22 protein-coding genes are annotated in these 24,424 nt (G+C 66.7%); 19 read left to right on the plus strand and 3 right to left on the minus strand.

Annotated features, from left to right (window positions below; all coding sequences use genetic code 11):
- The first annotated feature begins 19 nt into the window (after nucleotides 1–19).
- The 8 genes from dapB (at nucleotide 20) to QZM72_RS10240 (ending at nucleotide 8,490) form a co-directional block, all read left to right on the plus strand.
- Nucleotides 20–817: a 4-hydroxy-tetrahydrodipicolinate reductase gene (gene dapB, locus QZM72_RS10205; protein WP_301737995.1), complete on the plus strand. Its 798-nt coding sequence runs from the start codon at nucleotides 20–22 to the stop codon at nucleotides 815–817.
- Between the two features lie 19 nt (nucleotides 818–836).
- Nucleotides 837–1,505: a MotA/TolQ/ExbB proton channel family protein gene (locus QZM72_RS10210; protein WP_089466665.1), complete on the plus strand. Its 669-nt coding sequence runs from the start codon at nucleotides 837–839 to the stop codon at nucleotides 1,503–1,505.
- A 24-nt stretch (nucleotides 1,506–1,529) separates the two neighbouring features.
- Nucleotides 1,530–1,988: a biopolymer transporter ExbD gene (locus QZM72_RS10215; protein WP_006496723.1), complete on the plus strand. Its 459-nt coding sequence runs from the start codon at nucleotides 1,530–1,532 to the stop codon at nucleotides 1,986–1,988.
- 295 nt (nucleotides 1,989–2,283) lie between these two features.
- Complete coding sequence (gene leuS, locus QZM72_RS10220; protein WP_301737996.1) at nucleotides 2,284–4,878, plus strand: leucine--tRNA ligase; 2,595 nt, start codon at nucleotides 2,284–2,286, stop codon at nucleotides 4,876–4,878.
- 38 nt (nucleotides 4,879–4,916) lie between these two features.
- Nucleotides 4,917–5,468: an LPS assembly lipoprotein LptE gene (lptE, locus tag QZM72_RS10225; protein WP_089466668.1), complete on the plus strand. Its 552-nt coding sequence runs from the start codon at nucleotides 4,917–4,919 to the stop codon at nucleotides 5,466–5,468.
- Nucleotides 5,469–5,486: 18 nt separating this feature from the next.
- The gene (gene holA / locus QZM72_RS10230) at nucleotides 5,487–6,581 is read left to right on the plus strand and encodes a DNA polymerase III subunit delta (protein WP_089466669.1); all 1,095 of its coding nucleotides are present in this window, start codon (nucleotides 5,487–5,489) and stop codon (nucleotides 6,579–6,581) included.
- Nucleotides 6,582–6,772: 191 nt separating this feature from the next.
- Nucleotides 6,773–8,044 carry a glutamate-5-semialdehyde dehydrogenase gene (locus tag QZM72_RS10235; protein WP_301737998.1) on the plus strand — a complete coding sequence of 424 codons (1,272 nt, stop codon included), beginning with the start codon at nucleotides 6,773–6,775 and terminating at the stop codon, nucleotides 8,042–8,044.
- A 23-nt stretch (nucleotides 8,045–8,067) separates the two neighbouring features.
- The gene (locus QZM72_RS10240) at nucleotides 8,068–8,490 is read left to right on the plus strand and encodes a CopD family protein (protein WP_301737999.1); all 423 of its coding nucleotides are present in this window, start codon (nucleotides 8,068–8,070) and stop codon (nucleotides 8,488–8,490) included.
- A gap of 93 nt (nucleotides 8,491–8,583) precedes the next feature.
- Here QZM72_RS10240 and QZM72_RS10245 read toward each other — a convergent pair whose 3' ends face one another.
- Nucleotides 8,584–9,432: a MurR/RpiR family transcriptional regulator gene (locus QZM72_RS10245; RefSeq protein ID WP_006753811.1), complete on the minus strand. Its 849-nt coding sequence runs from the start codon at nucleotides 9,430–9,432 to the stop codon at nucleotides 8,584–8,586.
- Between the two features lie 294 nt (nucleotides 9,433–9,726).
- On the opposite strand from QZM72_RS10245, the gene edd reads away from it, so the two are divergent.
- From edd to QZM72_RS10265, 4 genes are all read left to right on the plus strand, one after another.
- Complete coding sequence (gene edd, locus QZM72_RS10250) at nucleotides 9,727–11,583, plus strand: phosphogluconate dehydratase (RefSeq protein ID WP_089466672.1); 1,857 nt, start codon at nucleotides 9,727–9,729, stop codon at nucleotides 11,581–11,583.
- A 19-nt stretch (nucleotides 11,584–11,602) separates the two neighbouring features.
- Complete coding sequence (gene eda, locus QZM72_RS10255; protein ID WP_301738000.1) at nucleotides 11,603–12,229, plus strand: bifunctional 4-hydroxy-2-oxoglutarate aldolase/2-dehydro-3-deoxy-phosphogluconate aldolase; 627 nt, start codon at nucleotides 11,603–11,605, stop codon at nucleotides 12,227–12,229.
- 216 nt (nucleotides 12,230–12,445) lie between these two features.
- Nucleotides 12,446–13,807, plus strand: coding sequence for a GntP family permease (locus QZM72_RS10260; protein WP_089466674.1), 1,362 nt, complete (start codon nucleotides 12,446–12,448; stop codon nucleotides 13,805–13,807).
- Between the two features lie 13 nt (nucleotides 13,808–13,820).
- Nucleotides 13,821–14,324, plus strand: a complete 504-nt coding sequence (locus QZM72_RS10265; RefSeq protein WP_089466675.1) for a gluconokinase — start codon at nucleotides 13,821–13,823, stop codon at nucleotides 14,322–14,324.
- Nucleotides 14,325–14,395: 71 nt separating this feature from the next.
- On the opposite strand, the gene QZM72_RS10270 is transcribed toward QZM72_RS10265, so the two are convergent.
- Complete coding sequence (locus tag QZM72_RS10270; protein ID WP_089466676.1) at nucleotides 14,396–15,043, minus strand: TetR/AcrR family transcriptional regulator; 648 nt, start codon at nucleotides 15,041–15,043, stop codon at nucleotides 14,396–14,398.
- Nucleotides 15,044–15,319: 276 nt separating this feature from the next.
- Here QZM72_RS10270 and QZM72_RS10275 point away from each other — a divergent pair, with 276 nt between their 5' ends.
- Nucleotides 15,320–16,741 carry an FAD-binding oxidoreductase gene (locus QZM72_RS10275; protein ID WP_089466677.1) on the plus strand — a complete coding sequence of 474 codons (1,422 nt, stop codon included), beginning with the start codon at nucleotides 15,320–15,322 and terminating at the stop codon, nucleotides 16,739–16,741.
- A 77-nt stretch (nucleotides 16,742–16,818) separates the two neighbouring features.
- Here QZM72_RS10275 and purB read toward each other — a convergent pair whose 3' ends face one another.
- Entirely contained in the window at nucleotides 16,819–18,207 is a 1,389-nt protein-coding gene (gene purB / locus QZM72_RS10280; protein ID WP_301738001.1) for an adenylosuccinate lyase, read from the minus strand.
- 267 nt (nucleotides 18,208–18,474) lie between these two features.
- On the opposite strand from purB, the gene QZM72_RS10285 reads away from it, so the two are divergent.
- From QZM72_RS10285 to QZM72_RS10310, 6 genes are all read left to right on the plus strand, one after another.
- Entirely contained in the window at nucleotides 18,475–19,440 is a 966-nt protein-coding gene (locus QZM72_RS10285) for a LysR substrate-binding domain-containing protein (protein WP_089466679.1), read from the plus strand.
- 276 nt (nucleotides 19,441–19,716) lie between these two features.
- Nucleotides 19,717–21,003: a Glu/Leu/Phe/Val dehydrogenase gene (locus QZM72_RS10290; RefSeq protein ID WP_011544584.1), complete on the plus strand. Its 1,287-nt coding sequence runs from the start codon at nucleotides 19,717–19,719 to the stop codon at nucleotides 21,001–21,003.
- A gap of 261 nt (nucleotides 21,004–21,264) precedes the next feature.
- On the plus strand, nucleotides 21,265–22,158 hold the full coding sequence (locus QZM72_RS10295) for a glutamate/aspartate ABC transporter substrate-binding protein (protein ID WP_179233368.1): 894 nt from the start codon (nucleotides 21,265–21,267) through the stop codon (nucleotides 22,156–22,158).
- An 84-nt stretch (nucleotides 22,159–22,242) separates the two neighbouring features.
- Nucleotides 22,243–22,983 (plus strand): amino acid ABC transporter permease, encoded by a 741-nt coding sequence (locus QZM72_RS10300; RefSeq protein ID WP_077179112.1) that lies wholly within the window; start codon nucleotides 22,243–22,245, stop codon nucleotides 22,981–22,983.
- Nucleotides 22,983–23,660, plus strand: coding sequence for a glutamate/aspartate ABC transporter permease GltK (gene gltK, locus QZM72_RS10305; protein WP_089466681.1), 678 nt, complete (start codon nucleotides 22,983–22,985; stop codon nucleotides 23,658–23,660). Before QZM72_RS10300 ends, gltK begins: the two co-directional genes overlap by 1 nt.
- Nucleotides 23,657–24,382 (plus strand): amino acid ABC transporter ATP-binding protein, encoded by a 726-nt coding sequence (locus QZM72_RS10310; RefSeq protein WP_175876519.1) that lies wholly within the window; start codon nucleotides 23,657–23,659, stop codon nucleotides 24,380–24,382. The genes gltK and QZM72_RS10310 overlap by 4 nt, the downstream gene beginning before the upstream one ends.
- Nucleotides 24,383–24,424 lie beyond the last annotated feature (42 nt).

Here is a 24,424-nt window from a genome sequence, read left to right on the forward strand (position 1 = left end):
ACCTGTCGTGTAGAAAGCCATGAAGATTGCGATTGCCGGCGCATCGGGCCGAATGGGCCGGATGCTGATCGAAGCCGTTCTCAACGATGCCGACGCGCAGCTCGTCGGCGCGCTCGACCGCGCCGGTTCGCCGTTCCTCGGCCAGGACGCCGGTGCGTTCCTCGGCAAGGACACCGGCGTCAAGCTGACCGACGATCTCGACGCCGTGTTCGCGCAGGCCGACTATCTGATCGATTTCACGCGTCCGGAAGGCACGATGGCCCACATCGAGGCCGCGCTGCGCCACGACGTGAAGCTCGTGATCGGCACGACCGGCTTCAGCGCCGAGCAGAAGGCCGAATTGCAGGCCGCGGCCGGCAAGATCGGCATCGTGTTCGCGGCGAACATGAGCGTCGGCGTGAACGTCACGCTGAAGCTGCTCGAATTCGCGGCGCGGCATTTCTCGCACGGCTACGACATCGAGATCATCGAGGCGCATCACCGCCACAAGGTCGACGCGCCGTCGGGCACCGCGCTGATGATGGGCGAGGCCGTCGCCGGCGCGCTCGGCCGCTCGCTCGACGACTGCGCGGTGTACGGCCGCCATGGCGTGACCGGCGAGCGCGATCCGTCGTCGATCGGCTTTGCCGCGGTGCGCGGCGGCGATATCGTCGGCGACCACACCGTGCTGTTCGCCGGGATCGGCGAGCGCATCGAGATCACGCACAAGTCGTCGAGCCGCGTGTCGTACGCGCAGGGCGCGTTGCGTGCGGTCCGCTTCCTGTCGGCGCGTCGCGCCGGCCTGTTCGACATGCAGGACGTGCTCGGCCTGCGCTGACCTTCACGGGGAAACTCCGATGGCGATTCCCACCGGCGTTGTCCACTACCTCGAAAGCGGCGATGCGATCACGCACGCCGTCTCCTATGTGCTGCTGGCGATGTCCGTCGCCAGCTGGTGCTTCCTCTTGATGAAAGCCTGGCTGCTGGTTCGCGCGAAGCGGCAGGGGCCGCGCGCGCTCGCCGCGTTCTGGCGCGCGCCGACGCTCGACGCCGGCATCGCGGCGCTGGCCGGCGCCGATCGCGAGCGCGTGTTCGTGCCGCTCGCCGAAGCCGCGCGCGACGCGGCCGACGAGCACGATCCCGCCGCCATGGCCGCGCGCGTGGAGCGCGGCGAACGCGTGCTGCGCGCGTTGCGTCATGCGATGCTGCGCTCGCAGCGGCGCCTCGAATTCGGCCAGGTGCTGCTCGCGTCGATCGGCAGCACCGCGCCGTTCGTCGGGCTGCTCGGCACCGTGTGGGGCATCTATCACGCGCTCGGCAGCATCGCCGCGAGCGGGCAGGCGCAGATCGAGAACGTCGCGGGGCCGGTCGGCGAGGCGCTGATCATGACCGCGTTCGGGCTGGTCGTCGCGATTCCCGCGGTGCTCGCGTACAACATCCTCGGCCGGCTCGTCCGGCAGCTCACCGAGGAACTCGACGGCTTCGCGCGCGATCTGCACGTCTTCGTGTGCGCGCAGGGCGCCTGACGCGCCGGCTCCGGAGGAACGACCATGGCATTCGGCGGGCTTGAGCACCACAAGACGTCCGCGCCGATGGCGGAGATCAACATGACGCCGCTGATCGACGTGATGCTCGTATTACTCGTCATCTTCATCATCACCGCGCCGCTGATGACGCACGCGATCCGGCTCGACCTGCCGAAGGTCGCGGCGAGCGTCGCACGCGACACGCCGCAATCCGTCACGCTGTCGATCGACGACGCGGGCAAGCTGTACTGGGACGATGCGCCCGTGGCGCTCGACGCGCTGCCCGCGCGGTTCAAGGCCGCCGCCGCGGGCGCCGCGCCGCCCGAGTTGCGGCTGCGCGCGTCGCGCGCGACGCGCTACGACGTGATCGCGCAGGTGATGGGCGCCGCGCAGGCCGCAGGCCTCACGCGGATCGGCTTCGTGACCGACGTGCCGCCGGCCGGGAGCGCCGCCGCACCGGCCGCCGCCGGCGCGAAACCCTGATACGCCGGCGAACCGCTGCGCGGCGGATCATCAGGCAAGTTCGCGTCCGTCGCGGGATCGGGCCGCGCGCCGCGAGACCGGCCGGATGGGCCGGCGCTGACGGTATAATCATCGTTTTTCCCGGCTGGCAGGTTTTTCCAGGTAACCCGGCATTTTCCAGGCAACCCGGAAAATATCCGAAACCCCGAACAGGCCCCGCAACAGCGAACCTGCAGTGCCGCCGGGCATGCACGATTTTCGATCCAATCCTGCGCGCGAGCCGTCGCGCCGCTTAAAGCCTAGCCCGAACCACACCATGCACGAGAGATACGTACCCGCCGACGTCGAAGCCGCCGCCCAGGGCGACTGGCGCGCAGCCGATGCCTACAAGACGAAGGAAGATTCGCAGAAGCCGAAGTTCTACTGCGTATCGATGCTGCCGTACCCGTCCGGCAAGCTGCACATGGGTCACGTGCGCAACTACACGATCAACGACGTGATGTACCGCTATCTGCGGATGAACGGCTACAACACGCTGATGCCGATGGGCTGGGATGCGTTCGGGATGCCGGCCGAGAATGCCGCGATGGCGAACGGCGTGCCGCCCGCGAAGTGGACCTACGACAACATCGACTACATGAAGGGCCAGATGCAGTCGATGGGCCTCGCGATCGACTGGTCGCGCGAAATCGCGACGTGCAAACCCGACTACTACAAGTGGAACCAGTGGCTGTTCCTGAAGATGCTCGAGAAGGGCATCGCGTACAAGAAGACGGGCACCGTGAACTGGGACCCGGTCGACCAGACCGTGCTCGCGAACGAGCAGGTGATCGACGGCCGCGGCTGGCGCTCGGGCGCGCTCGTCGAGAAGCGCGAGATCCCGATGTACTACCTGCGCATCACGCAGTACGCGGACGAGCTGCTGAACGATCTCGACGGCCTCGGCTGGCCCGAGCGCGTGAAGATCATGCAGCAGAACTGGATCGGGAAGAGCTTCGGCGTGAACTTCGGCTTCCCGTACGAACTCGACGGCGAGCAGAAGCTGCTGCGCGTGTTCACGACGCGCGCCGACACGATCATGGGCGTCACGTTCTGCGCGATCGCGGCCGAGCACCCGCTCGCCACGCGCCTCGCGCAGGACAAGCCGGAACTGCTCGCGTTCATCGAGGAATGCAAGCGCGGCGGCGTGGCCGAAGCCGACGTCGCGACGATGGAGAAGAAGGGCGTCGCGACCGGCTTTTCGGTCAAGCACCCGCTGACCGGCGAGCCGGTCGAGGTGTGGATCGGCAACTACGTGCTGATGAGCTATGGCGAAGGCGCGGTGATGGGCGTGCCGGGCCACGACGAGCGCGATTTCGCGTTCGCGAAGAAATACGATCTGCCGATCAGGCAGGTGATCGCGAGCGAAGGGCGGACGTACTCGCTCGACGCATGGCAGGAGTGGTACGGCGACAAGGAAACCGCGGTCTGCGTGAACAGCGGCAAGTACGACGGCCTGCGCTACGCGGAAGCGGTCGACGCGGTCGCGGCCGATCTGAAGGCCGGCGGCTTCGGTGACAAGCAGGTCACGTGGCGTCTGCGCGACTGGGGCGTGTCGCGCCAGCGCTACTGGGGCACGCCGATCCCGATCATCCACTGCCCGTCGTGCGGCGACGTGCCGGTGCCGGAGCAGGATCTGCCCGTCGTGCTGCCGGAAGACCTCGTGCCGGACGGCTCGGGCAACCCCCTCGCGAAGTCCGAAGCGTTCCTGAACTGCACGTGCCCGACGTGCGGCGCGGCCGCGAAGCGCGAAACCGACACGATGGACACCTTCGTCGATTCGTCGTGGTACTTCTCGCGCTACACGGCGCCGGACGCGGAGACGATGGTCGACGCGCGCACCGATTACTGGATGCCGATGGATCAATACATCGGCGGCATCGAGCACGCGATCCTGCACCTGCTGTATTCGCGCTTCTGGACCAAGGTGATGCGCGACCTCGGCCTCGTGAAGTTCGGCGAGCCGGCGAAGAACCTGCTCACGCAGGGGATGGTGCTGAACGAGACGTACTACCGCGAGGACGCGGCGGGCAAGAAGACCTGGTACAACCCGCTCGACGTGACGGTCACGCACGACGACAAGGGTCGCCCGGTCGGCGCGACGCTGAATGCGGACGGTCAGCCGGTCGTGCTCGGCGGCATCGAGAAGATGTCGAAGTCGAAGAACAACGGCGTCGATCCGCAACTGCTGATCGACCAGTACGGCGCCGATACCGCGCGCCTGTTCACGATGTTCGCGGCGCCGCCCGAGCAGCAGCTCGAATGGTCGGGCGCGGGCGTCGAGGGCGCGAGCCGCTTCCTGCGCCGCGTGTGGAGCTTCGGCGCCGGCAACCGCGAAGCGCTTGCCGCGCGCGCCGGTTTCGACGCAGCGACGCTCGGCGACGCCGACAAGGCGCTGCGCCGCGAAATCTACAGCGTGCTGAAGCAGGCCGATTTCGACTACCAGCGCCTGCAGTACAACACGGTCGTGTCGGCCGCGATGAAGATGCTGAACGCGATCGACGGCGCGAAGGGCGCGACGCCCGCCGTGCTGCGCGAGACGTACGGCGTGCTGCTGCGCGTGCTGTATCCGGTCGTCCCGCACGTCACGTTCGAGCTGTGGAAGGCGCTCGGCTACGCGGACGAATTCGGCCCGCTGCTCGATGCGCCGTGGCCGAAGGTCGACGAGGCCGCGCTCGAGCAGGCCGAGATCGAACTCGTGCTGCAGGTGAACGGCAAGGTGCGCGGCGCGCTGAAGGTCGCGAAGGACGCGAGCCGCGACGCGATCGAAGCGGCGGCGGTGGCCGACGAGGCATTCGCGAAATTCAGCGACGGCAAGCCGGCGAAGAAGATCGTCGTCGTGCCGGGCCGCCTCGTGAATATCGTCGTCTGACGGCCGCCGGCCGTCGGACGTACCCAGAAGGAGCGAAGGTGATCCGCAGATCGTTTTTGATGCTCGCCGGCAGCGCGGTCATGCTGTCGGCATGCGGCTTCCAGCTGCGCGGCCAGCAGGACTACGCATTCAAGCACCTGTTCGTGGCCGGTGCGCCGGCGTCCGTCGGGGCGCGGCTCACGCGCCTCGTCGAGGCCGGCAGCGACACGAAGATCGTCAAGTCCCCGGACGACGCCGACGCCGTGCTGCGCATGTGGGAGTCGCGTGGCCAGAACACGCTGACGCTGAACAAGTACGGCTCCGCGCAGGAATACGCGCTGTTCTACACGCTGAACTACACGCTGACGAGCAAGGACGGCACCGTGCTGATCCCGCCGAGCGCGATCGCGCTGAACCGCGCGATGACGTACAGCGACCAGTACACGAACGCGAAGGCGCAGGAAGCCGACATCCTGTACGGCGACATGCAGAACGACGCGGTCGACCAGCTGATGCGGCGTCTCGCGATCGTCCACTCGCTGACGCCGGCGCCGGAGGACGTGGTGCCGGGCGTGGCGCCGCGCGCGCCGCTGCCGCCGCCGCCGCTCTGATCGCGGGCGCACGCAGCGATGCAATTGCGACTTGATGCGCTGGAGCCGCACCTCGCGAAGGGGTTGGCCGGGTTCTATACCGTCTACGGCGACGAGCCGCTGCTCGCGCAGGAAGCGTGCGACCGCATTCGTGCGGCCGCGCGCGCGGCCGGCTTCACCGAGCGTTCGGTGCACACGGTCGAGCGCGGCTTCGACTGGAGCGTGCTGCTCGGCGCGACCCAGGCGATGTCGCTGTTCGGCGAGCGCCAACTGATCGAGCTGCGCATTCCGTCGGGCAAGCCCGGCAAGGAAGGCGCCGACGCGCTGAAGACGCTCGCGGCCACGCCCAATCCCGACGCGCTGATGCTCGTCACGTTGCCGCGCCTCGACGCGGCCACGCAGAAATCCGCATGGTTTACCGCGTTGCAGAACGGCGGCGTCGCGCTGAAGATCGATCCGGTCGACCGTGCGCAACTGCCGAACTGGATCGGCCAGCGCCTGTCGATGCAGGGCCAGCGCGTCGCTTCCGGCGACGACGGGCGCCGTGCGCTGCAGTTCATCGCGGAGCGCGTCGAGGGCAATCTGCTCGCCGCGCACCAGGAAATCCAGAAGCTCGGGCTGCTGTATCCGCAGGGCGCGCTGTCGTTCGAGCAGGTGCACGACGCGGTGCTGAACGTCGCGCGCTACGACGTGTTCAAACTGAACGAAGCGATGCTCGCCGGCGACGCCGCGCGGCTCGCGCGGATGATCGACGGGCTGAAGGGCGAGGGCGAGGCGATCGTGCTCGTGATGTGGGCCGTCGTCGAGGAACTGCGCACGCTGCTGCGGATCAAGCGCGGCACGACGGCCGGCAAGCCGCTCGCGACGCTGCTGCGCGAGAACCGCGTATGGGGGCCGCGCGAGCGGCTGATCGCGCCCGCGCTGAACCGCGTGTCGGAAGCGGTGCTCGAAAAGGCGCTCGCGTTCGCCGCGAAGCTCGACCGGCAGGTCAAGGGGCTCACCGCCGTCACGCCGGGCCGCCGCACGCAGGACGAACCGCCGCCCGACCCGTGGGACGGGCTGTTCCAGCTCGCGATGACGGTCGCGGGCGCCCGCGGCGAGCGACCGCCGACCGCGGGTCGCGTGCGACGCTAAGTCCCGTTCGGGCCTTCAGCGCGCGCTGCGCAACCCGCTTACAATGCGTCGATGACCGGGGCGCCGCCCTGCGCGGCGCGGTTTCGCGGCCGCTACCCCGCTCGGGTGGTCATCCCCGGATAGCCGGATGGCCGTCCCGCTTCCCCCACGAATTCATGCCGCTTCGCGCGGCTCGCTTCTCGAGTCACACGATGGATATCGATCAGTACATGACCGACCTGGGCCGTCGCGCCCGGCACGCTTCCCGCGCGATGGCGCGCGCCAGCACGGCCGCGAAGAACGCGGCGCTCGACGCCGTGGCCCGCGCGATCGAACGCGACGCGCAGGCGCTGAAGGACGCGAATGCACGCGATGTCGCCCGCGCTCGCGAAAAAGGGCTCGATGCGGCGTTCGTCGACCGCCTGACGCTGTCGGACAAAGCGTTGAAGACGATGGTCGAAGGGCTGCGCCAGGTCGCGTCGCTGGCCGATCCGATCGGCGAGATCGGCAACCTGAAGTTCCGCCCGAGCGGGATCCAGGTCGGCCAGATGCGCGTGCCGCTCGGCGTGATCGGCATCATCTACGAGTCGCGCCCGAACGTGACGATCGACGCGGCCGCGCTGTGCCTGAAGTCGGGCAACGCGACGATCCTGCGCGGCGGCTCCGAAGCGCTCGAGTCGAACGCGGCGCTGGCGAAGCTGATCGGCGAAGGGCTCGAGGCGGCAGGCCTTCCGCAGGACGCGGTGCAGGTCGTCGCGACGGCCGATCGCGCGGCGGTCGGCAAGCTGATCACGATGACCGAGTACGTCGACGTGATCGTGCCGCGCGGCGGCAAGAGCCTGATCGAACGACTGATCAACGAGGCGCGCGTGCCGATGATCAAGCACCTCGACGGCATCTGCCACGTGTACGTCGACGATCGCGCCGATCTCGACAAGGCGCTGATCGTCTGCGACAACGCGAAGACGCACCGCTACGGCACCTGCAACACGATGGAGACGCTGCTCGTCGCGAGCGGCATCGCCGCGAAGCTGCTGCCGCCGCTCGGCAAGCTGTATCGCGGCAAGCAGGTCGAACTGCGCGTCGACGCGGCCGCGCGCGCGGTGCTCGCCGATGCGGGCGTCGGCCCGCTCGTCGACGCGACCGAGGAAGACTGGCACACCGAATATCTGGCGCCGGTGCTCGCGATCAAGGTCGTCGACGGCCTCGACGCCGCGATCGAGCACATCAACCATTACGGCTCGCATCACACGGATGCGATCGTCACCGAGGATCACGACCGCGCGATGCGGTTCCTGCGCGAAGTCGATTCGGCGAGCGTGATGGTCAACGCGTCGACGCGCTTCGCGGATGGCTTCGAATTCGGCCTGGGCGCGGAAATCGGCATCTCGAACGACAAGCTGCACGCACGCGGCCCCGTCGGCCTGGAAGGGCTGACGTCGCTGAAGTACGTCGTGCTCGGGCACGGCGAAGGCCGTCAGTAAGTCAACCGCGAGGCGCACAATCGATGGCAATGCTCTGGATCAAGACGTTCCATGTCGTTCTGATCGCCGCGTGGTTTGCAGGGTTGTTCTACCTGCCGCGCATCTACGTGAACCTGGCCATGGAGACCGATCCGGCCGCGGTGCGGCGCCTGCTGCTGATGGCGCGCAAGCTGTTCCGCTTCATGACGATGATCGCGGTGCCCGCGCTCGCGTGCGGGCTGTGGCTGTGGCTCGTGATCGGCATCGGCCAGGGGCAGGGCTGGATTCACGCGAAGGTGACGGTCGTGCTGCTGCTGATCGTCTATCACGCGTATTGCGGGCACCTGCTGAAGGTGTTCGAGCGCGGCGAGAACCGCCGCTCCGACAAGTGGTATCGCGTGTTCAACGAGCTGCCGGTGCTCGGCATGCTCGCGGCGGTCGCGCTGGTCGTGATCAAGCCGTTCTGAGCGGCGCGGCCGGCGAGTACGCCGCCATCGAATCATGTGCAACGGCGCCCCTTGAGGCGCCGTCGTTCGTTTACGCGCGGCGTTCCGCGACGGCTAGTCCTTCGTCGGGTCGTCGATGCGGCGCCGCGTGATCGCTTCCTTCGCGCGACCGACGCGCTCCATCAGCGCGGGCCCGCGCGACAGCGCGACGCCGACCGCGAGAATGTCGCCGATCGCGAGATGCGACATCCGCGACGTCATCGGCGAGAACACGTCCGTTTCCTCGGCGACGTTCGATGCGAGGCTCACGGTTGCGAGCTTCGCCAGCGGCGAATGGCTCTGCGTGATCGCGACGACTTTCGCGCCGCACGCGAGCGCGGAGCGCGCGGCGTCGACGATGTCGCGCGTGCGGCCGGTGTTCGAGATCGCGACGACGACGTCGTGCGGCCCGAGTAGCGCCGACGACATCGAGAACGTATGCGGATCCGAATACGCGACGCTCGGCACGCCGAGCCGGAAGAACTTGTGCTGGATGTCCTGCGCGGCGATGCCCGAGCCGCCGGCGCCGTAGAACTCGATCCTCGACGCGTTCGACAGCAGCGCGATCGCGTCGGCGACGCTGCCGGCGGACAGGCTGTTGCGCACCTCGATCAGCGCGCCGATCGTGCGGTCGAACACCTTGCCGATGATGCCGGGCGCCGGTTCGTTCGGCTCGACGTCGCGGTACACCGACGACACGCCCGGCGCGACGCTCTGCGCGAGCCGGATCTTGAATTCGCGAAAGCCGCTGCAGCCGAGCGCCTGGCAGAAGCGCGCGATCGTCGGCTGGCTGACGCCCGCGCGGGTCGACAGCTCGGTCATCGCGAGGTCGAGCACCTCGCGCGGCGCGGCGAGAATGTAGTCGGCGAGCTTGCGCTCGGACGGGCGCAGCTCGGCGCGGATCGCTTCAATGCGAGGCAGCATGGGACGGCACGTGGAAATCGGGTTCGGATGAGCGAGTGTATCGCAATCGAATTGTAGAAAATCTACATGAAAATACTAGCGCAATCGCAACGGTTTCGACGCAAAGTAAGCCACGCTAATTAGGGTTTCCACTGATTAAACCCTTGCTGGTGGCGGGAATAAGGGTTGCGTACGAATCGATCTGCATTGCATGCTTGTAGTTTTTCTACTAGACTGGCTGCGTTCGATCGACGAAGCTCGACCGTCCCCACGATTCCAACCGCCGGTGTCGGCCGGCATACAGGAGCGCCCAGCATGACGTCGCTGCACCCTACTCTGGCGAAGGTCACCGAACGCGTGATCGCCCGCAGCCAATCGACCCGTTCCGCCTATCTGCAGCGCATCGACGGCGCGCAAGGCAAGTTCCCGGCACGCGGCGCGCTGTCGTGCGCGAACCTCGCGCACGGCTTCGCGGGCCTCGAGGGTAACGACAAGTTCTCGATCAAGGCGATTCGCGAGCCGAACATCGGCATCGTGTCTTCGTACAACGAGATGCTGTCCGCGCATGCGCCGTACAAGGATTTCCCCGAAATCATCAAGGCGGCCGCGCGCGAGAACGGCGGCGTCGCGCAATTCGCGGGCGGCGTGCCGGCGATGTGCGACGGCGTCACGCAGGGCAACCCGGGGATGGAGCTGTCGCTGTTCTCGCGCGAGGCGATCGCGATGGGCACGGCGATCGCGCTCACGCACAACATGTTCGATGCGGCGCTCTGCCTCGGCATCTGCGACAAGATCGTGCCGGGCCTCCTGATCGGCGCGCTGCAGTTCGGCCACCTGCCGACGATCTTCGTGCCGGCCGGCCCGATGACGAGCGGCCTGTCGAACGACGACAAGGCGAAGATCCGCCAGCAGTTCGCGACCGGGCAGGTCGGCCGCGACGCGCTGCTCGAAGCCGAATCGGCCGCGTATCACGGCCACGGCACCTGCACGTTCTACGGCACCGCGAACAGCAACCAGATGCTGATGGAGCTGATGGGGCTGCACCTGCCGGGCTCGGCATTCGTTCATCCGCACACGCCGTTGCGCACCGCGCTGACGGCCGAGGCCGCGCGCCGCGTGCTCGACCTGACCGTCGAGCGCGGCCAGTACACGCCGATCGGCCATGTGATCGACGAAAAGGCGATCGTCAACGGGATCGTCGCGCTGCTCGCGACGGGCGGCTCGACCAACCACACGCTGCACCTCGTCGCGATCGCGCGCGCGGCCGGCATCCTGATCGACTGGAACGACTTCGACGAGCTGTCGGCGGTCGTGCCGCTGCTCGCGAAGATCTACCCGAACGGCAAGGCCGACGTGAACCATTTCCACGCGGCGGGTGGTGTCGCGTTCCTGGTGCGCAACCTGCTCGAAGGCGGGCTGCTGCACGAGGACGTGACGACGGTCGCCGGCAAGGGGCTCGCGCACTACACGAAGGAGCCGAAGCTGATCGACGGCAAGCTGGCGTGGGTCGACGGCGCGGCCGAGAGCCACGACACGAAGGTGCTGCGCGGCATTCGCGACCCGTTCCAGCCGGACGGCGGGCTGCGCCTGATGCAGGGCCGGCTCGGCCGCGGCGTGATCAAGATCTCGGCGGTCGCGCCCGAGCACCGCAAGGTGAAGGCGCCCGCGATCGTGTTCGACTCGCAGGAAGCCGTGCAGGCAGCGTTCGATCGCGGCGAGCTGAAGCGCGATTTCGTCGCGGTGGTGCGCTTTCAGGGCGCGCGCGCGAACGGCATGCCCGAGCTGCACCGTTTGACGCCGCTGCTCGGCGTGCTGCAGGATCAGGGCTTCCACGTCGCGCTGGTGACCGACGGCCGCATGTCGGGCGCGTCGGGCAAGGTGCCGGCCGTGATCCACGTGTCGCCGGAAGCGCTGCTGGCCGGCCCGATCGGCAAGGTGCAGACGGGCGACGTGCTCGTGATCGACGCGGATGCCGGCGTGCTCGACCTCGAGGTCGACGACGCCGAGTGGCGCGCGCGCCCGGTCGCGCAGCCGCAGCATCAGGCCGAGAACGAAGTCGGTTTCGGGCGTGAACTGTTCGGCGTGTTCCGCGCGGCGGCCGCACCGGCCGAGCAGGGCGCATCGGTTTTCGGGGCGCTGGTCGGCGAAACGGCCGCCAGCGTCGCCGCATGAATTTCAAGGAGCCAATTCAATGAAGACGATTGCTGAAATCGTGAAGCTGGGCCCGGTCATTCCGGTGCTCGCATTCGACTCGGTCGAGCAGGGCGAAAACGTGTCGCGTGCATTGCACGCGGGCGGCGTGAAGGTGCTCGAGATCACGCTGCGCACGCCGGCCGGCATCGAGGCGATCCAGCGCGCGAGCCAGCTCGCGGACGACATCGTCGTCGGCGTCGGCACGATCACGAAGCCCGAGCACTGCGCGCAGGCGAAGCGCGCGGGCGCCAAGTTCGGCGTGTCGCCGGGTTTGACGAAGGAGCTGCACCTCGCGGCGCTCGACGCCGGCCTGCCGCTGCTGCCGGGCGTGATGACGCCGAGCGACATCATCCAGGCGCTCGAATTCGGCTACGACATCGTGAAATTCTTCCCCGCGCAGCAGGCAGGCGGCGTGCCGATGCTGCAGGCGTTCCACGGGCCGTTCCCGGCGCTGAAGTTCTGCCCGACCGGCGGCATCACGGTCGACACCGCGCCGAACTTCCTGAAACTGCCGAACGTCGTGTGCGTCGGCGGCTCGTGGCTCACGCCGAAGGCCGCGCTCGCCGCGCAGGACTGGGCCGAAGTCACGCGCCTCGCGCAAGCGGCGAGTCAGCTGCCCCGTTAAGACTTGCATGAAATGAAGATCGCGCCCTCGGAAAGCAAGCGTTAGTGCTTGTTTTACCGAGGGTTTTTGCTGATGGAACCGGTTCTATCCGCAGGCCGCAAAGATAAGTAAAATTCAGCGTCCTGACGGGGGGTACCCCCGTGTTTCGGAGACCCGCATAGCCGGGCATACTCGCAACGACTCGCCCGGTTCGAACAATTCTAGGAGGAGTGCCACATGGGGGCCGTCCAAGGCAGCATGCTGCTCGTATTCACGCTGATCGCGATTGCCGCGCTGATCCTGATGATCGCGCGCTACAAGATCTACCCGTTCCTGGTGCTGATCATCGTTTCGCTCGGCCTCGGCCTCGTCGTCGGCATGCCGATGGACAAGATCGTCAAGTCGTTCGAAACGGGCACCGGCGGCACGCTCGGCCACATCGCGATCGTCGTCGGCCTCGGCACGATGCTCGGCAAGATGATGGCCGAATCGGGCGGCGCCGAGCGGATCGCGACCACGCTGATCGACTGGTTCGGTGAGAAGAACATCCACTGGGCGATGATGTTCGTCGCGATCATCGTCGGCCTGCCGGTGTTCTTCGAAGTCGGCTTCGTGCTGCTGATCCCGATCGCGTTCAACGTCGCGAAGCGCACCGGCAAGTCGCTGCTCGTCGTCGGCCTGCCGATGGTGGCCGGCCTGTCGGTCGTGCACGGGCTGATCCCGCCGCACCCGGCCGCGCTGCTGGCCGTCCAGCAATATGGCGCCGATATCGGCAAGACGATCGCGTTCGGCCTCGTCGTCGGCGTGCCGACCGCGATCATCGCGGGCCCGCTGTTCGCGCTGATGATCTCGAAGTTCGTGAAGCTGCCGGAAAACAACCCGCTCGCGTCGCAATTCGTCGATTCGAACGCGGAGGGCCGCCAGCGCGAACTGCCGAGCTTCGGCATCACGCTGTTCACGATCCTGCTGCCCGTCGTGCTGATGCTCGTCGGCAGCTGGGCCGACCTGGTGTTCACGCCGAAGTCGCTGCCGAACAACCTGCTGCGTTTTGCCGGCAATTCCGACGTCGCGCTGCTGATTGCCGTGCTCGTGAGCTTCTGGACCTTCGGCGCGAAGCAGGGCTTCAACCGCGACCAGATCCAGAAGTTCTGCGGCGAGTGCCTCGCGCCGATCGCCGGCATCACGCTGATCGTCGGCGCGGGCGGCGGCTTCGGCGGCGTCCTGCGCGACAGCGGGATCTCGCAGCAGATCGTCGAGACCGCGAAGCACGCGCACCTGTCGCCGCTGCTGCTCGGCTGGTTCGTCGCGGCGCTGATGCGTCTCGCGACGGGTTCGGCGACGGTCGCGATGACGACGGCCTGCGGCATCGTCGCGCCGATCGCGGCGGCGGCCGGCACGACGGTCAGCCCGGAGCTGCTGGTGCTCGCGACGGGCTCGGGCTCGCTGATCTTCTCGCACGTGAACGACGGCGGCTTCTGGCTGATCAAGGAATACTTCGGGATGACGGTCGGCCAGACGTTCAAGACCTGGTCGCTGCTTGAAACCATCATCTCGGTGCTCGGTCTCAGTTTTACGCTGCTGCTGAGCATGGTTCTGTAACAAGGGGTAGTCAATGATTCTGATCGCAATGGGCGTGTCGGGCGCGGGCAAGTCGCTGATCGGCGAAATGCTGGCGGAACGCCTGTCGTGCAGCTATACCGACGGCGACGCGTTTCACAGCGCGGCGAACAAGGAAAAGATGCACCACGGCATTCCGCTGACCGATGAAGACCGCTGGCCGTGGCTGCGCACGATCCGCGCGGCCATCGAGGAAAAGCAGCGCGCGGGCGAAACGGCCGTGTTCACGTGCTCGTCGCTGAAGCGCTCTTACCGCGACGTGCTGCGCGGCACCGACACCGACGTGCGGTTCGTGTATCTGAAGGGTTCGTTCGAGGTGTTGCAGGAGCGTCTGAAGAGCCGCACCGGCCATTTCTTCGATCCGTCGCTACTGACGAGCCAGCTCGACACGCTCGAGGAACCGGGCCCGGACGAGGCGATCGAGGTCAGCATCGAACTGACGCCCGAGCAGATCGTCGATCAGGTCATGCTGAAGATCGGCCTCGCGCATCAGCACTGAGCGCGGTTCGCGGTCGTCGTCATCGACAAGGCGCCTTCGGGCGCCTTTTTCGTGGGCGGCGCGGCCGCCGGTCAGGCCGTGCGTGCGCGTTGCGCGATGCCGTCGAGCAGCACGTCGAGCATCGTGTCGTGCACGACCGCCGGATCGAGCTGCGCGTACAGCGGGGCGGCCGACTTGACGAGCGGATGCGCGGCGTCGGACAGCGCGTGCATTTCCGCGAGCTCGACGTCGTTCGCGGGGCGGGTGAGGCCGCCCGCCTCGGCGGCGGCGAGGCCGATCACGCTCGCGTACCAGCCGACGCATACCGACGGCAGCGCCGCGCGCGGGATGCCGGCGTCGGTCAGCGCGCGATGCACGGCCTCGATGTGCGCGAGATCGGCCGGGCCGGTGCTCATGTGCCGCTGCAGCAGCGCGAACGCGGCCGGATAGCGCAGCGCGAGCGCACGGTACTGGCGCGCGAGGTCGCGCAGCCGTTCGCGCCACGGCAGTGACGGATCGACCGGCACGAGCGAGCGCGACAGCGCATTCGCGATCGCGCGGCTCAGGCCCTCCTTCGACTTGAAGTGATACAGCACGCTCATCGGGTCGCAGCCGACCGATTGCGCGAGCTTGCGCACGCTGAACGCCGCTTCGCCTACGTCTTCGAGCAGCGCGAGCGCGGCCGCGACGAGTGCGTCCTTGTCGAGGCCGCGCGGCCCTTGGGCGGGTTTGTCTTTCATCGAGGCAGGCTGGTATGCCGGCACGGCGCCGACTGTAATCTTGACGAAAGCTTATTCTACACTGTAGAATTATTTCTGCGGTGTAGAAATTGGGTGTCCCGGCACCTTTCAATACGTGCTTTCGCACAGTCCGGGATCCAGGCGGCACGAGCGCGCCGCCGTCAACACGGGCCGTCGCGCCCCTTTTCTCGTTGACACCCATGTGGAACCGGCTGCCCCCACCCGCGAAGCCAGCAGGCTCTTCGACAGGCGGCCCAAGACCATGCAAGTGCAATCATGACGTCCAACAACAAGCCCTTGATCCAGGGCGAAGCGCGTTTCGAGCAAACGCAACTGAACATCGAAAAAGACAACTGGAACTGGTGCGATCCGGCCCGCTACGAAGGCGGGCGCCCGGCCAACTGGTACGAGGCGTCGTTGTCGCGCCATGAAAACAGCGCGCCGCTCGCGCACGACGCCGTCTGCGACGTGCTCGTGATCGGCGCCGGCTTGCTCGGCGCATCGGCCGCGCTGCATCTCGCGGAAGCGGGCGTCGACACGATCCTCGTCGACAAGCATCACGTCGGCTCGGCCGCGTCGGGCCGCAACGGCGGGCAACTGACGCCCGGCCTTGCGCGCTGGGAAGCCGCCGACATGATCGAGAACCTGTCGCACGACGATGCGAAGCGGCTGTGGCGCTTCGCGTCGGCCGAGTCGATGGACCTGATCGACGGGATCGGCGCGCGCTACGTGCTCGATCTCGACCGCAAGCGCGGCCACGTCACGGCGGCGGTCCACCCGGGCCACATGAGCGCGCTGCTCGACGGCGCGGATGCGCGCCGTCATCTCGGCGACGCCGGCGTGACGCTCGTCGGCCGCCATCAGCTGCACGACGAATACGTGCGCTCGGGGCTGTATCACGGCGCGGCGATCGACGCGCTCGGCGGGCAGATCCATCCGCTCGCGCTGGTGCGCGGCCTCGTGCACGGCTTCCGTTTGAACGGCGGCGCATTGTACGAGGGCACCGAGGTGCTCGAACTCGACGAGACGCCCGCGGGCGTCGTCGCGACCACGCCGGGCGGCACGATCACCGCGCGCCGCGGCGTCGTGCTCGCGCTGCACAACACGACGTTCCGGCTGCTCGACGACGGCGCGGCGACCACGGTGCCGTTCTTCACGTACGTGAGCGTGACGGCGCCGCTCGACGTCGACGTCGCGACGCTGATGCCGGCCGGCATGCCGGTGTACGACACGCAGTTCCAGATCGACTACTACCGGCCGGTGCGCGGCAACCGTCTGCTGTTCGGCGGGCAGGGCACCGGCAGCTGCTGGGCGCAGCCCGACGTCAACGCGTATCTGCTGACGCGGCTGAACACGGTGTTTGCGCAGCACGACGGCCGCTTCGCGCTCGACTACTGCTGGAGCGGCGTCAGCGACTTCACGCTGAACGGCGCGACCGACAGCCGCAAGACCGACGGCCGCGTGCCGATGTACATGGTGCAGGGCTGGAGCGGGCACGGCGTCGCGCAGACGGTGCGGATCGGCAAGGCGATCTGCGACGATTTCGTCGGCCGCAACGACGATTTCTCGATGCTCACGAGCATCGACCATCGCGCGATTCCGCTCGGCCGGCAGTTGTCGCCGATCGCGATTCCCGCCGCGAAGGCCGCGATGAGCGTGATGAGCGCACTGAACCCGGGGCGGATGATCTCGTTCTGACCGGCTGCGTCAGGCAACAAAAAGCCCGATGCGAATCGCTTCGCATCGGGCTTTTTTGCGTCAGGCGACGGCGGCGCTTACGCGATCCGCTTCGCGAGTTCGACGGCCTTGCCGATGTACGACGCCGGCGTCATCGCGAGCAGGCGATCCTTCGCATCCTGCGGGATCGCGAGCGTGCCGACGAATTCCTGCAGCGCTTCGCGCGTGATGCCCTTGCCGCGCGTCAGTTCCTTCAACTGCTCGTACGGGTTCTCGATGCCGTAGCGGCGCATCACCGTCTGCACCGGCTCCGCGAGCACTTCCCAGCAGTTGTCGAGATCTTCGTTCAGGCGCTGCGGGTTTACTTCGAGCTTGTCGAGGCCGCGGATCAGCGAGTCGTACGCGAGCAGCGAGTAGCCGAGCGCGACGCCCATGTTGCGCAGCACCGTCGAGTCGGTCAGGTCGCGCTGCCAGCGCGACACCGGCAGCTTGTCGGCGAGGTGGCGCAGCGTAGCGTTCGCGAGGCCGAGGTTGCCTTCCGAGTTCTCGAAGTCGATCGGGTTGACCTTGTGCGGCATCGTCGACGAGCCGATTTCGCCGGCCTTCGTCTTCTGCTTGAAGTAGCCGACCGAGATGTAGCCCCACACGTCGCGGTCGAGGTCGAGCAGGATCGTGTTCGCGCGCGCCACGGCGTCGAACAGTTCGGCCATGTAGTCGTGCGGCTCGATCTGGATCGTGTACGGGTTGAACGTGAGCTTCAGGCGGTTCTCGATCACGTCGCGCGAGAACGCTTCCCAGTCGAATTCCGGATACGCGGACAGATGCGCGTTGAAGTTGCCGACCGCGCCGTTCATCTTGCCGAGGATCTCGACCTTCTCGATGCGCGCGATCGCGCGGGCGAGGCGCGCGGCGACGTTCGCGAGTTCCTTGCCGAGCGTCGTCGGGCTGGCCGGCTGGCCGTGCGTGCGCGACAGCATCGGCTGGTCGGCGTGCGCGTGCGACAGCGCGACGAGGCGCTGGTAGACCGTGCGCAGTGCCGGCAGGATCACGTGTTCGCGCGCGCCGGCGAGCATCATCCCGTGCGACGTGTTGTTGATGTCCTCGGACGTGCACGCGAAGTGGATGAATTCGCTCGCCTTCTCGAGTTCGGCCTGGCCCTTCACCGATTCCTTCAGCCAGTATTCGACGGCCTTCACGTCGTGGTTCGTCACGCGCTCGATTTCCTTGATGCGCGCGGCGTCGTGCGCGGTGAAGCGTTCGGCGAGCTGCAGCAGGAATTGCTCGGAGGCTTCCGAGAAGCGCGGGACTTCCGCGAAGCCGGCGCGCGACAGCGCGATCAGCCAGTGCACCTCGACGGTGACGCGGTGGCGCATGAAGGCGGCTTCGGAGAGCCAGTCGCGCAGCGCTTCGGTCTTGCTGGCGTAGCGGCCGTCGATGGGCGAGAGCGCGGTGAGGGCGAAAAGCGTATCGGGACGAGTGTCGGACATGATCGGGCAGGGCCTTTTGGGGCCGGGGCGAACGAGGGGAGGAGAATCCGGCATTTTACCATCGGCGCGCGTCGGTTCCGGCCGAACCGGTCCAGCCGCGCTTGCCGCGGGCACACGACGTCCGGGCGGTGCCGGGGCGGCGCGCGAACGGCGTGCCGGCGCTCGTCCACACAGGCGCTCCGGCCCGCGCGCCAAGCCGCCGGCCGGGCCCGCCCGCCGGTAGAATGCTGGCTTCTTTCCCGACCGCCGCCCGCCGCGCCCGCCTGCATGGAACTGAAATGGCTCGAAGACTTCGTCTCGCTCGCGGAAACGCGCAGCTTTAGCCGGTCTGCCGAGTTGCGGCACGTGTCGCAGCCGGCGTTTTCGCGGCGCATCCAGGCGCTCGAGGCGTGGCTCGCGACCGAGCTGATCGATCGTTCGGTGTATCCGACGCGGCTCACGCAGGCCGGACAGATCTTCTACGAGCAGGCACTGACGATGCTGTCGCAGGCGCACGAGGCGCGCACGCTGCTGCGCGGCCACGTCGGCGCGCCGGTGCCGACGATCGAATTCGCGGTGCCGCACACGCTGTCGCTCACGTATTTTCCGCGCTGGCTCGAGCGGATCGAGGCGAAGATGGGCCAGGTCCACACGCGCCTGCGTGCGCTGAACGTGCACGACGCGGTGCTGTCGCTCGTCGAGGGCGGCTGCGATCTCGTGATGGGCTATCACCACCCGAGCCACCCGGTCGCGCTCGACCCGGCCCGCTACGACATGCTGGTTCTCGGCAGCGAGCCGATTAGCCCGTTCTCGGCGCCCGGCCGCGCGGGCCGGCCGCGCCACACGCTGCCGGGCGCGGCCGACGCGCGCGTGCCGTACCTGTCGTATACGCCGAACGCGTATCTCGGCCGGATGACCGAAGTCATCATCGCGAACGCGCCGACGCGGCTGTTCCTCGATCGCGTGTACGAAACCGACATGGCCGAAGGGCTGAAGGCGATGGCGCTCGCGGGCCACGGCGTCGCGTTCCTGCCGCACAGCGCGGTCGACGATGCGGTCGCGGGCGGCCGGCTGATCCGCCTCGACCGGTCGGCGCGCGGCGGCGCGCATCCGTTCACGCTGACGATGGAGATCCGGCTGTACTGCGACAAGCTCGCGCTGCAGGGCGACGATCCGCGACAGAAGCTCGTGCGCGCGCTATGGGACGTCGTGCGCGACGAACTGCGCGAGACCGCCGGCGACACCGCCGGTTAACCGCCGGCGGTTAATCCGGCCGATCGGCTCACTCAACTGACGGCGAGCTTGCAACTTCTGTCGGACGGCTGTCCGGCGGCTGGTCCGCATCCACGCAATCGGATTTTTCACGAACGCGATGCGGGCCCGATCGCGGGCGTTCTTGCGCAAATCGACCGCCGATTTGCAAAAAATCGCGATCATGCAAGAAACGCATAATCGAATAAACAAACGGCATTGGATAAAAAAAACGGGTTTTTCGACAATGTGCGCAATCCGTTGAACGTTGGAGCTTCCATGTCTTCGCAACAGCAGTCCATCCCGTCCTACCTGCACGCCGACGATCTCGGCCCGTGGGGCAACTACCTTCAGCAGGTCGATCGCGTCGCGCCGTACCTCGGTTCGCTGTCGCGCTGGCTCGAAACGCTGAAGCGTCCGAAGCGCATCCTGATCGTCGACTGCCCGATCGAGCTCGACAACGGCACCGTCGCGCACTTCGAGGGCTATCGCGTGCAGCACAACGTGTCGCGCGGCCCGGGCAAGGGCGGCGTGCGCTACCACCAGGACGTGACGCTGTCGGAAGTGATGGCGCTGTCGGCATGGATGTCGGTGAAGAACGCGGCCGTGAACGTGCCGTATGGCGGTGCGAAGGGCGGCATCCGCGTCGACCCGCGCAAGCTGTCGCGTGGCGAGCTCGAGCGCGTGACGCGCCGCTACACCAGCGAAATCGGCATCATCATCGGGCCGAACACCGACATTCCGGCGCCGGACGTCAACACCAACGAACAGGTGATGGCGTGGATGATGGACACGTACTCGATGAACCAGGGCCAGACGTCGACCGGCGTCGTGACCGGCAAGCCGATCGCGCTCGGCGGTTCGCTCGGCCGCAAGGAAGCGACGGGCCGCGGCGTGTTCGTCGTCGGCTCCGAAGCGGCGAAGAAGAAGGGCCTGGAAATCGAAGGCGCGCGCATCGCGGTGCAGGGCTTCGGCAACGTCGGCGGCATCGCGGCGAAGCTGTTCCAGGAAGCGGGCGCGAAGGTGATCGCGGTGCAGGATCACACGGGCACGATCTACCAGCCGGCCGGCCTCGATTCGAACAAGCTGCTCGACCACGTCGCACGCACGGGCGGCGTCGCGGGCTTCGAAGGCGCGGAACCGATGCCGAACGACGAGTTCTGGACGGTCGAGACCGACATCCTGATCCCGGCGGCGCTGGAAAACCAGATCACCGAGAAGAACGCGGCGAAGATCCGCACGAAGATCGTCGTCGAAGGCGCGAACGGCCCGACGACGACGGCGGCGGACGACATCCTGAGCGCGAACGGCGTGCTCGTGATCCCCGACGTGATCGCGAATGCGGGCGGCGTGACCGTGTCGTACTTCGAGTGGGTGCAGGATTTCTCGAGCTTCTTCTGGACGGAAGACGAGATCAACCATCGTCTCGAGCGCGTGATGCGCGAAGCGTTCGCCGGCGTGTGGGCGGTCGCGGAAGAGCACAAGGTGACGGTGCGCACGGCGGCGTTCATCGTCGCGTGCAAGCGCATCCTGATGGCGCGCGAAATGCGCGGCCTCTACCCCTGATCGGACGTCCCTGGCCGGGCGCCCCTGACCGGGCGTCCCAGATCATCGATCATGAAAGATTCATGACGCAATCCACCCGATTGCGGATGTGAACCCTCGCGGGCGGTGCCGAATCCGGCACCGCCCGCGCGTGCATTTGGAGCGCCCGGAGCCGGGAGGACGGCTTCGCACAGGGCGATTCGTAGTGCGGTAAACAACCAGTACTTTCAAAAATATTACTTTGATACACTGGCGCGGGTTTTAGCCAAGGAGATGACCAAAATGAAATACCACAAGGCAGTCCTGATGGCCGCGGCGCTTTGCGCGTTCGCAAGCGGCGCGCATGCTCAGGAGACTGGCACGCTGAAGAAGATCAAGGATACGGGCGTGATCGCGCTGGGCCACCGCGAATCGTCGATTCCGTTCTCCTACTACGACCAGAACCAGCAGGTGGTCGGCTATTCGCGCGACTTCCAGATGAAGATCGTGGACGCGGTGAAGAAGAAGCTGAACCTGCCGAACCTGCAGGTGAAGAACATCCCCGTCACGTCGCAGAACCGCATCCCGCTCGTGCAGAACGGCACGGTCGACATCGAGTGCGGCTCGACGACCAACAACCTCGAGCGTCAGCAGCAAGCCGCGTTCTCCGACACGATCTTCGTGATCGGCACGCGCCTGATGACGAAGAAGGATTCGGGCGTCAAGGATTTCGCCGACCTGAAGGGCAAGACGGTCGTGACGACGGCCGGCACGACGTCGGAGCGCCTGCTGCGCAAGATGAACAACGACAAGCAGCTCGGCATGAACATCATCAGCGCGAAGGATCACGGCGATTCGTTCAACACGCTGGAATCGGGCCGCGCGGTCGCGTTCATGATGGATGACGCGCTGCTCGCGGGCGAGCGCGCGAAGGCGAAGCAGCCGGGCGAATGGGTGATCGTCGGCACGCCGCAATCGGAAGAGGCTTACGGCTGCATGATGCGCAAGGGCGACACCGACTTCAAGAAGGTCGTCGACGACGCGATCTCGCAAGTCGAGAAGTCGGGCGAAGCCGCGAAGATTTACGCGAAGTGGTTCGAGAACCCGATCCCGCCGAAGGGGCTGAACCTGAACTTCCCGCTGTCCGAGTCGATGAAGAAGCTGTACGCGAACCCGAACGACAAGGCGCTCGACTGACCGCACGGCCGTTGATGCAGAAATGACGCTCATGAAACGGAAGAGGCCACGCTTCTTCCGTTTCTTTTTGCTGGAGTCTTGCCCATGTCTTACCACTGGAACTGGGGCATCTTTCTGAGCCCCGTGTCGACCGGCGAGCCGACGACTTATTTCGGATGGCTGATGTCCGGCTTCTGGGTGACGATCGAAGTGTCGCTCGTCGCCTGGGTCATCGCGCTGATCGTCGGGTCGCTGTTCGGCGTGCTGCGCACCGTGCCGAACAAGTGGCTCGCCGCGATCGGCACCGTGTACGTGTCGATCTTCCGGAACATCCCGCTGATCGTGCAGTTCTTCGTCTGGTATCTCGTGATACCCGAGTTGCTGCCCGCGTCGATCGGCACCTGGATCAAGCAGTTGCCGCCCGGCACGCAGTTCTTTACCGCGTCGATCATCTGTCTCGGCCTGTTCACCGGCGCGCGCGTGTGCGAACAGGTGCGCTCGGGCATCAACGCGCTGCCGAAGGGCCAGCGCGCGGCCGGCCTCGCGATGGGCTTCACGCAATGGCAGACGTATCGCTACGTGCTGCTGCCCGTCGCGTACCGGATCATCGTGCCGCCGCTCACGTCGGAATTCCTGAACATCTTCAAGAACTCCGCCGTCGCGTCGACGATCGGCCTGCTCGATCTTTCCGCGCAGGCGCGCCAGCTCGTCGACTACACCGCGCAGACCTACGAGTCGTTCATCGCCGTGACGCTCGCGTACGTGCTGATCAACCTCGTCGTGATGGCGTTCATGCGCTGGATCGAAGGCCGTACGCGGCTGCCCGGCTACATCGGAGGCAAGTGATGCATCAGTTCGACTGGAGTAGTATTCCCGGCGCGCTGCCGACGCTGTGGTCGGGTGCGATCGTCACGTTCAAGATCACGCTGATCGCGATCGTGATCGGCATCGTCTGGGGCACGCTGCTGGCGCTGCTGCGGCTGTCCGGCGTGAAGCCGCTCGCGTGGTTCGCGAAAGCGTACGTGACGGTGTTCCGCTCGATCCCGCTCGTGATGGTGCTGCTGTGGTTCTTCCTGATCGTGCCGCAATTGCTGCAGGGCGTGCTCGGGCTGTCGCCGACGATCGACATCCGCCTCGCCTCGGCGATGGTCGCGTTCTCGTTGTTCGAGGCCGCGTATTATTCCGAGATCATCCGCGCCGGCATCCAGGCGGTGCCGCGCGGGCAGGTGAATGCCGCGTTCGCGCTCGGTATGAACTACGCGCAGGCGATGCGCCTCGTGATCCTGCCGCAGGCGTTCCGCGCGATGGTTCCGCTGCTGCTCACGCAGGCGATCGTCCTGTTCCAGGATACGTCGCTCGTGTACGTGATCAGTCTCGCGGACTTCTTCCGCACGGCCGCCAACGTCGGCGATCGCGACGGCACGACCGTCGAGATGGTCCTGTTCGCCGGCGCATGCTATTTCGTGATTTGCTCGTTGGCGTCTGCTCTCGTCAAGGGTCTCCAGAAAAAGGTCACAAGATGATTTCCATCAAGAACGTTTCGAAGTGGTACGGCCAGTTTCAGGTCCTCACCGAATGCACGACCGAGGTGAAGAAAGGCGAAGTGGTCGTCGTGTGCGGCCCGTCGGGCTCGGGCAAGTCGACGCTGATCAAGACCGTGAACGGCCTGGAGCCGTTCCAGCAGGGCGAGATCCTCGTGAACGGGCAGTCGGTCGGCGACAAGAAGACGAACCTGTCGAAGCTGCGCTCGAAGGTCGGGATGGTGTTCCAGCATTTCGAGCTGTTCCCGCACCTGTCGATCACCGAGAACCTGACGCTCGCGCAGATCAAGGTGCTCGGCCGCGGCAAGGACGAAGCGAACGAGAAGGGCATGAAGCTGCTCGATCGCGTCGGCCTGAAGGCGCATGCGCACAAGTATCCGGGCCAGTTGTCGGGCGGCCAGCAGCAGCGTGTCGCGATCGCGCGCGCGCTGTCGATGGACCCGATCGCGATGCTGTTCGACGAGCCGACGTCCGCGCTCGATCCCGAGATGATCAACGAAGTGCTCGACGTGATGGTCGAACTCGCGCAGGAAGGGATGACGATGATGGTCGTCACGCACGAGATGGGCTTCGCGAAGAAGGTCGCGCATCGCGTGATCTTCATGGACAAGGGCGCGATCGTCGAGGACGACCGCAAGGACGATTTCTTCTCGAATCCGAAATCGGACCGCGCGAAGGACTTCCTCGCGAAAATCCTGCACTGACGAGCGTTCGCGCGTTTTTTCGCGCGGCCATGCGAAAACCGC

The sequence above is a fragment of the Burkholderia sp. AU45388 genome (genome assembly GCF_030481585.1).
Taxonomy (GTDB): domain Bacteria; phylum Pseudomonadota; class Gammaproteobacteria; order Burkholderiales; family Burkholderiaceae; genus Burkholderia; species Burkholderia sola.

Excerpts from the sequence above, each read along its gene's own strand:
- dapB (WP_301737995.1), top strand. The coding sequence starts at position 20 with ATGAAGATTGCGATTGCCGGCGCATCGGGCCGAATGGGCCGGATGCTG.
- QZM72_RS10210 (WP_089466665.1), top strand. The coding sequence starts at position 837 with ATGGCGATTCCCACCGGCGTTGTCCACTACCTCGAAAGCGGCGATGCG.
- QZM72_RS10215 (WP_006496723.1), top strand. The coding sequence starts at position 1,530 with ATGGCATTCGGCGGGCTTGAGCACCACAAGACGTCCGCGCCGATGGCG.
- leuS (WP_301737996.1), top strand. The coding sequence starts at position 2,284 with ATGCACGAGAGATACGTACCCGCCGACGTCGAAGCCGCCGCCCAGGGC.
- holA (WP_089466669.1), top strand. The coding sequence starts at position 5,487 with ATGCAATTGCGACTTGATGCGCTGGAGCCGCACCTCGCGAAGGGGTTG.
- QZM72_RS10235 (WP_301737998.1), top strand. The coding sequence starts at position 6,773 with ATGGATATCGATCAGTACATGACCGACCTGGGCCGTCGCGCCCGGCAC.
- QZM72_RS10240 (WP_301737999.1), top strand. The coding sequence starts at position 8,068 with ATGGCAATGCTCTGGATCAAGACGTTCCATGTCGTTCTGATCGCCGCG.
- QZM72_RS10245 (WP_006753811.1), bottom strand. The coding sequence starts at position 9,432 with ATGCTGCCTCGCATTGAAGCGATCCGCGCCGAGCTGCGCCCGTCCGAG.
- edd (WP_089466672.1), top strand. The coding sequence starts at position 9,727 with ATGACGTCGCTGCACCCTACTCTGGCGAAGGTCACCGAACGCGTGATC.
- eda (WP_301738000.1), top strand. The coding sequence starts at position 11,603 with ATGAAGACGATTGCTGAAATCGTGAAGCTGGGCCCGGTCATTCCGGTG.
- QZM72_RS10260 (WP_089466674.1), top strand. The coding sequence starts at position 12,446 with ATGGGGGCCGTCCAAGGCAGCATGCTGCTCGTATTCACGCTGATCGCG.
- QZM72_RS10265 (WP_089466675.1), top strand. The coding sequence starts at position 13,821 with ATGATTCTGATCGCAATGGGCGTGTCGGGCGCGGGCAAGTCGCTGATC.
- QZM72_RS10270 (WP_089466676.1), bottom strand. The coding sequence starts at position 15,043 with ATGAAAGACAAACCCGCCCAAGGGCCGCGCGGCCTCGACAAGGACGCA.
- QZM72_RS10275 (WP_089466677.1), top strand. The coding sequence starts at position 15,320 with ATGACGTCCAACAACAAGCCCTTGATCCAGGGCGAAGCGCGTTTCGAG.
- purB (WP_301738001.1), bottom strand. The coding sequence starts at position 18,207 with ATGTCCGACACTCGTCCCGATACGCTTTTCGCCCTCACCGCGCTCTCG.
- QZM72_RS10285 (WP_089466679.1), top strand. The coding sequence starts at position 18,475 with ATGGAACTGAAATGGCTCGAAGACTTCGTCTCGCTCGCGGAAACGCGC.
- QZM72_RS10290 (WP_011544584.1), top strand. The coding sequence starts at position 19,717 with ATGTCTTCGCAACAGCAGTCCATCCCGTCCTACCTGCACGCCGACGAT.
- QZM72_RS10295 (WP_179233368.1), top strand. The coding sequence starts at position 21,265 with ATGAAATACCACAAGGCAGTCCTGATGGCCGCGGCGCTTTGCGCGTTC.
- QZM72_RS10300 (WP_077179112.1), top strand. The coding sequence starts at position 22,243 with ATGTCTTACCACTGGAACTGGGGCATCTTTCTGAGCCCCGTGTCGACC.
- gltK (WP_089466681.1), top strand. The coding sequence starts at position 22,983 with ATGCATCAGTTCGACTGGAGTAGTATTCCCGGCGCGCTGCCGACGCTG.
- QZM72_RS10310 (WP_175876519.1), top strand. The coding sequence starts at position 23,657 with ATGATTTCCATCAAGAACGTTTCGAAGTGGTACGGCCAGTTTCAGGTC.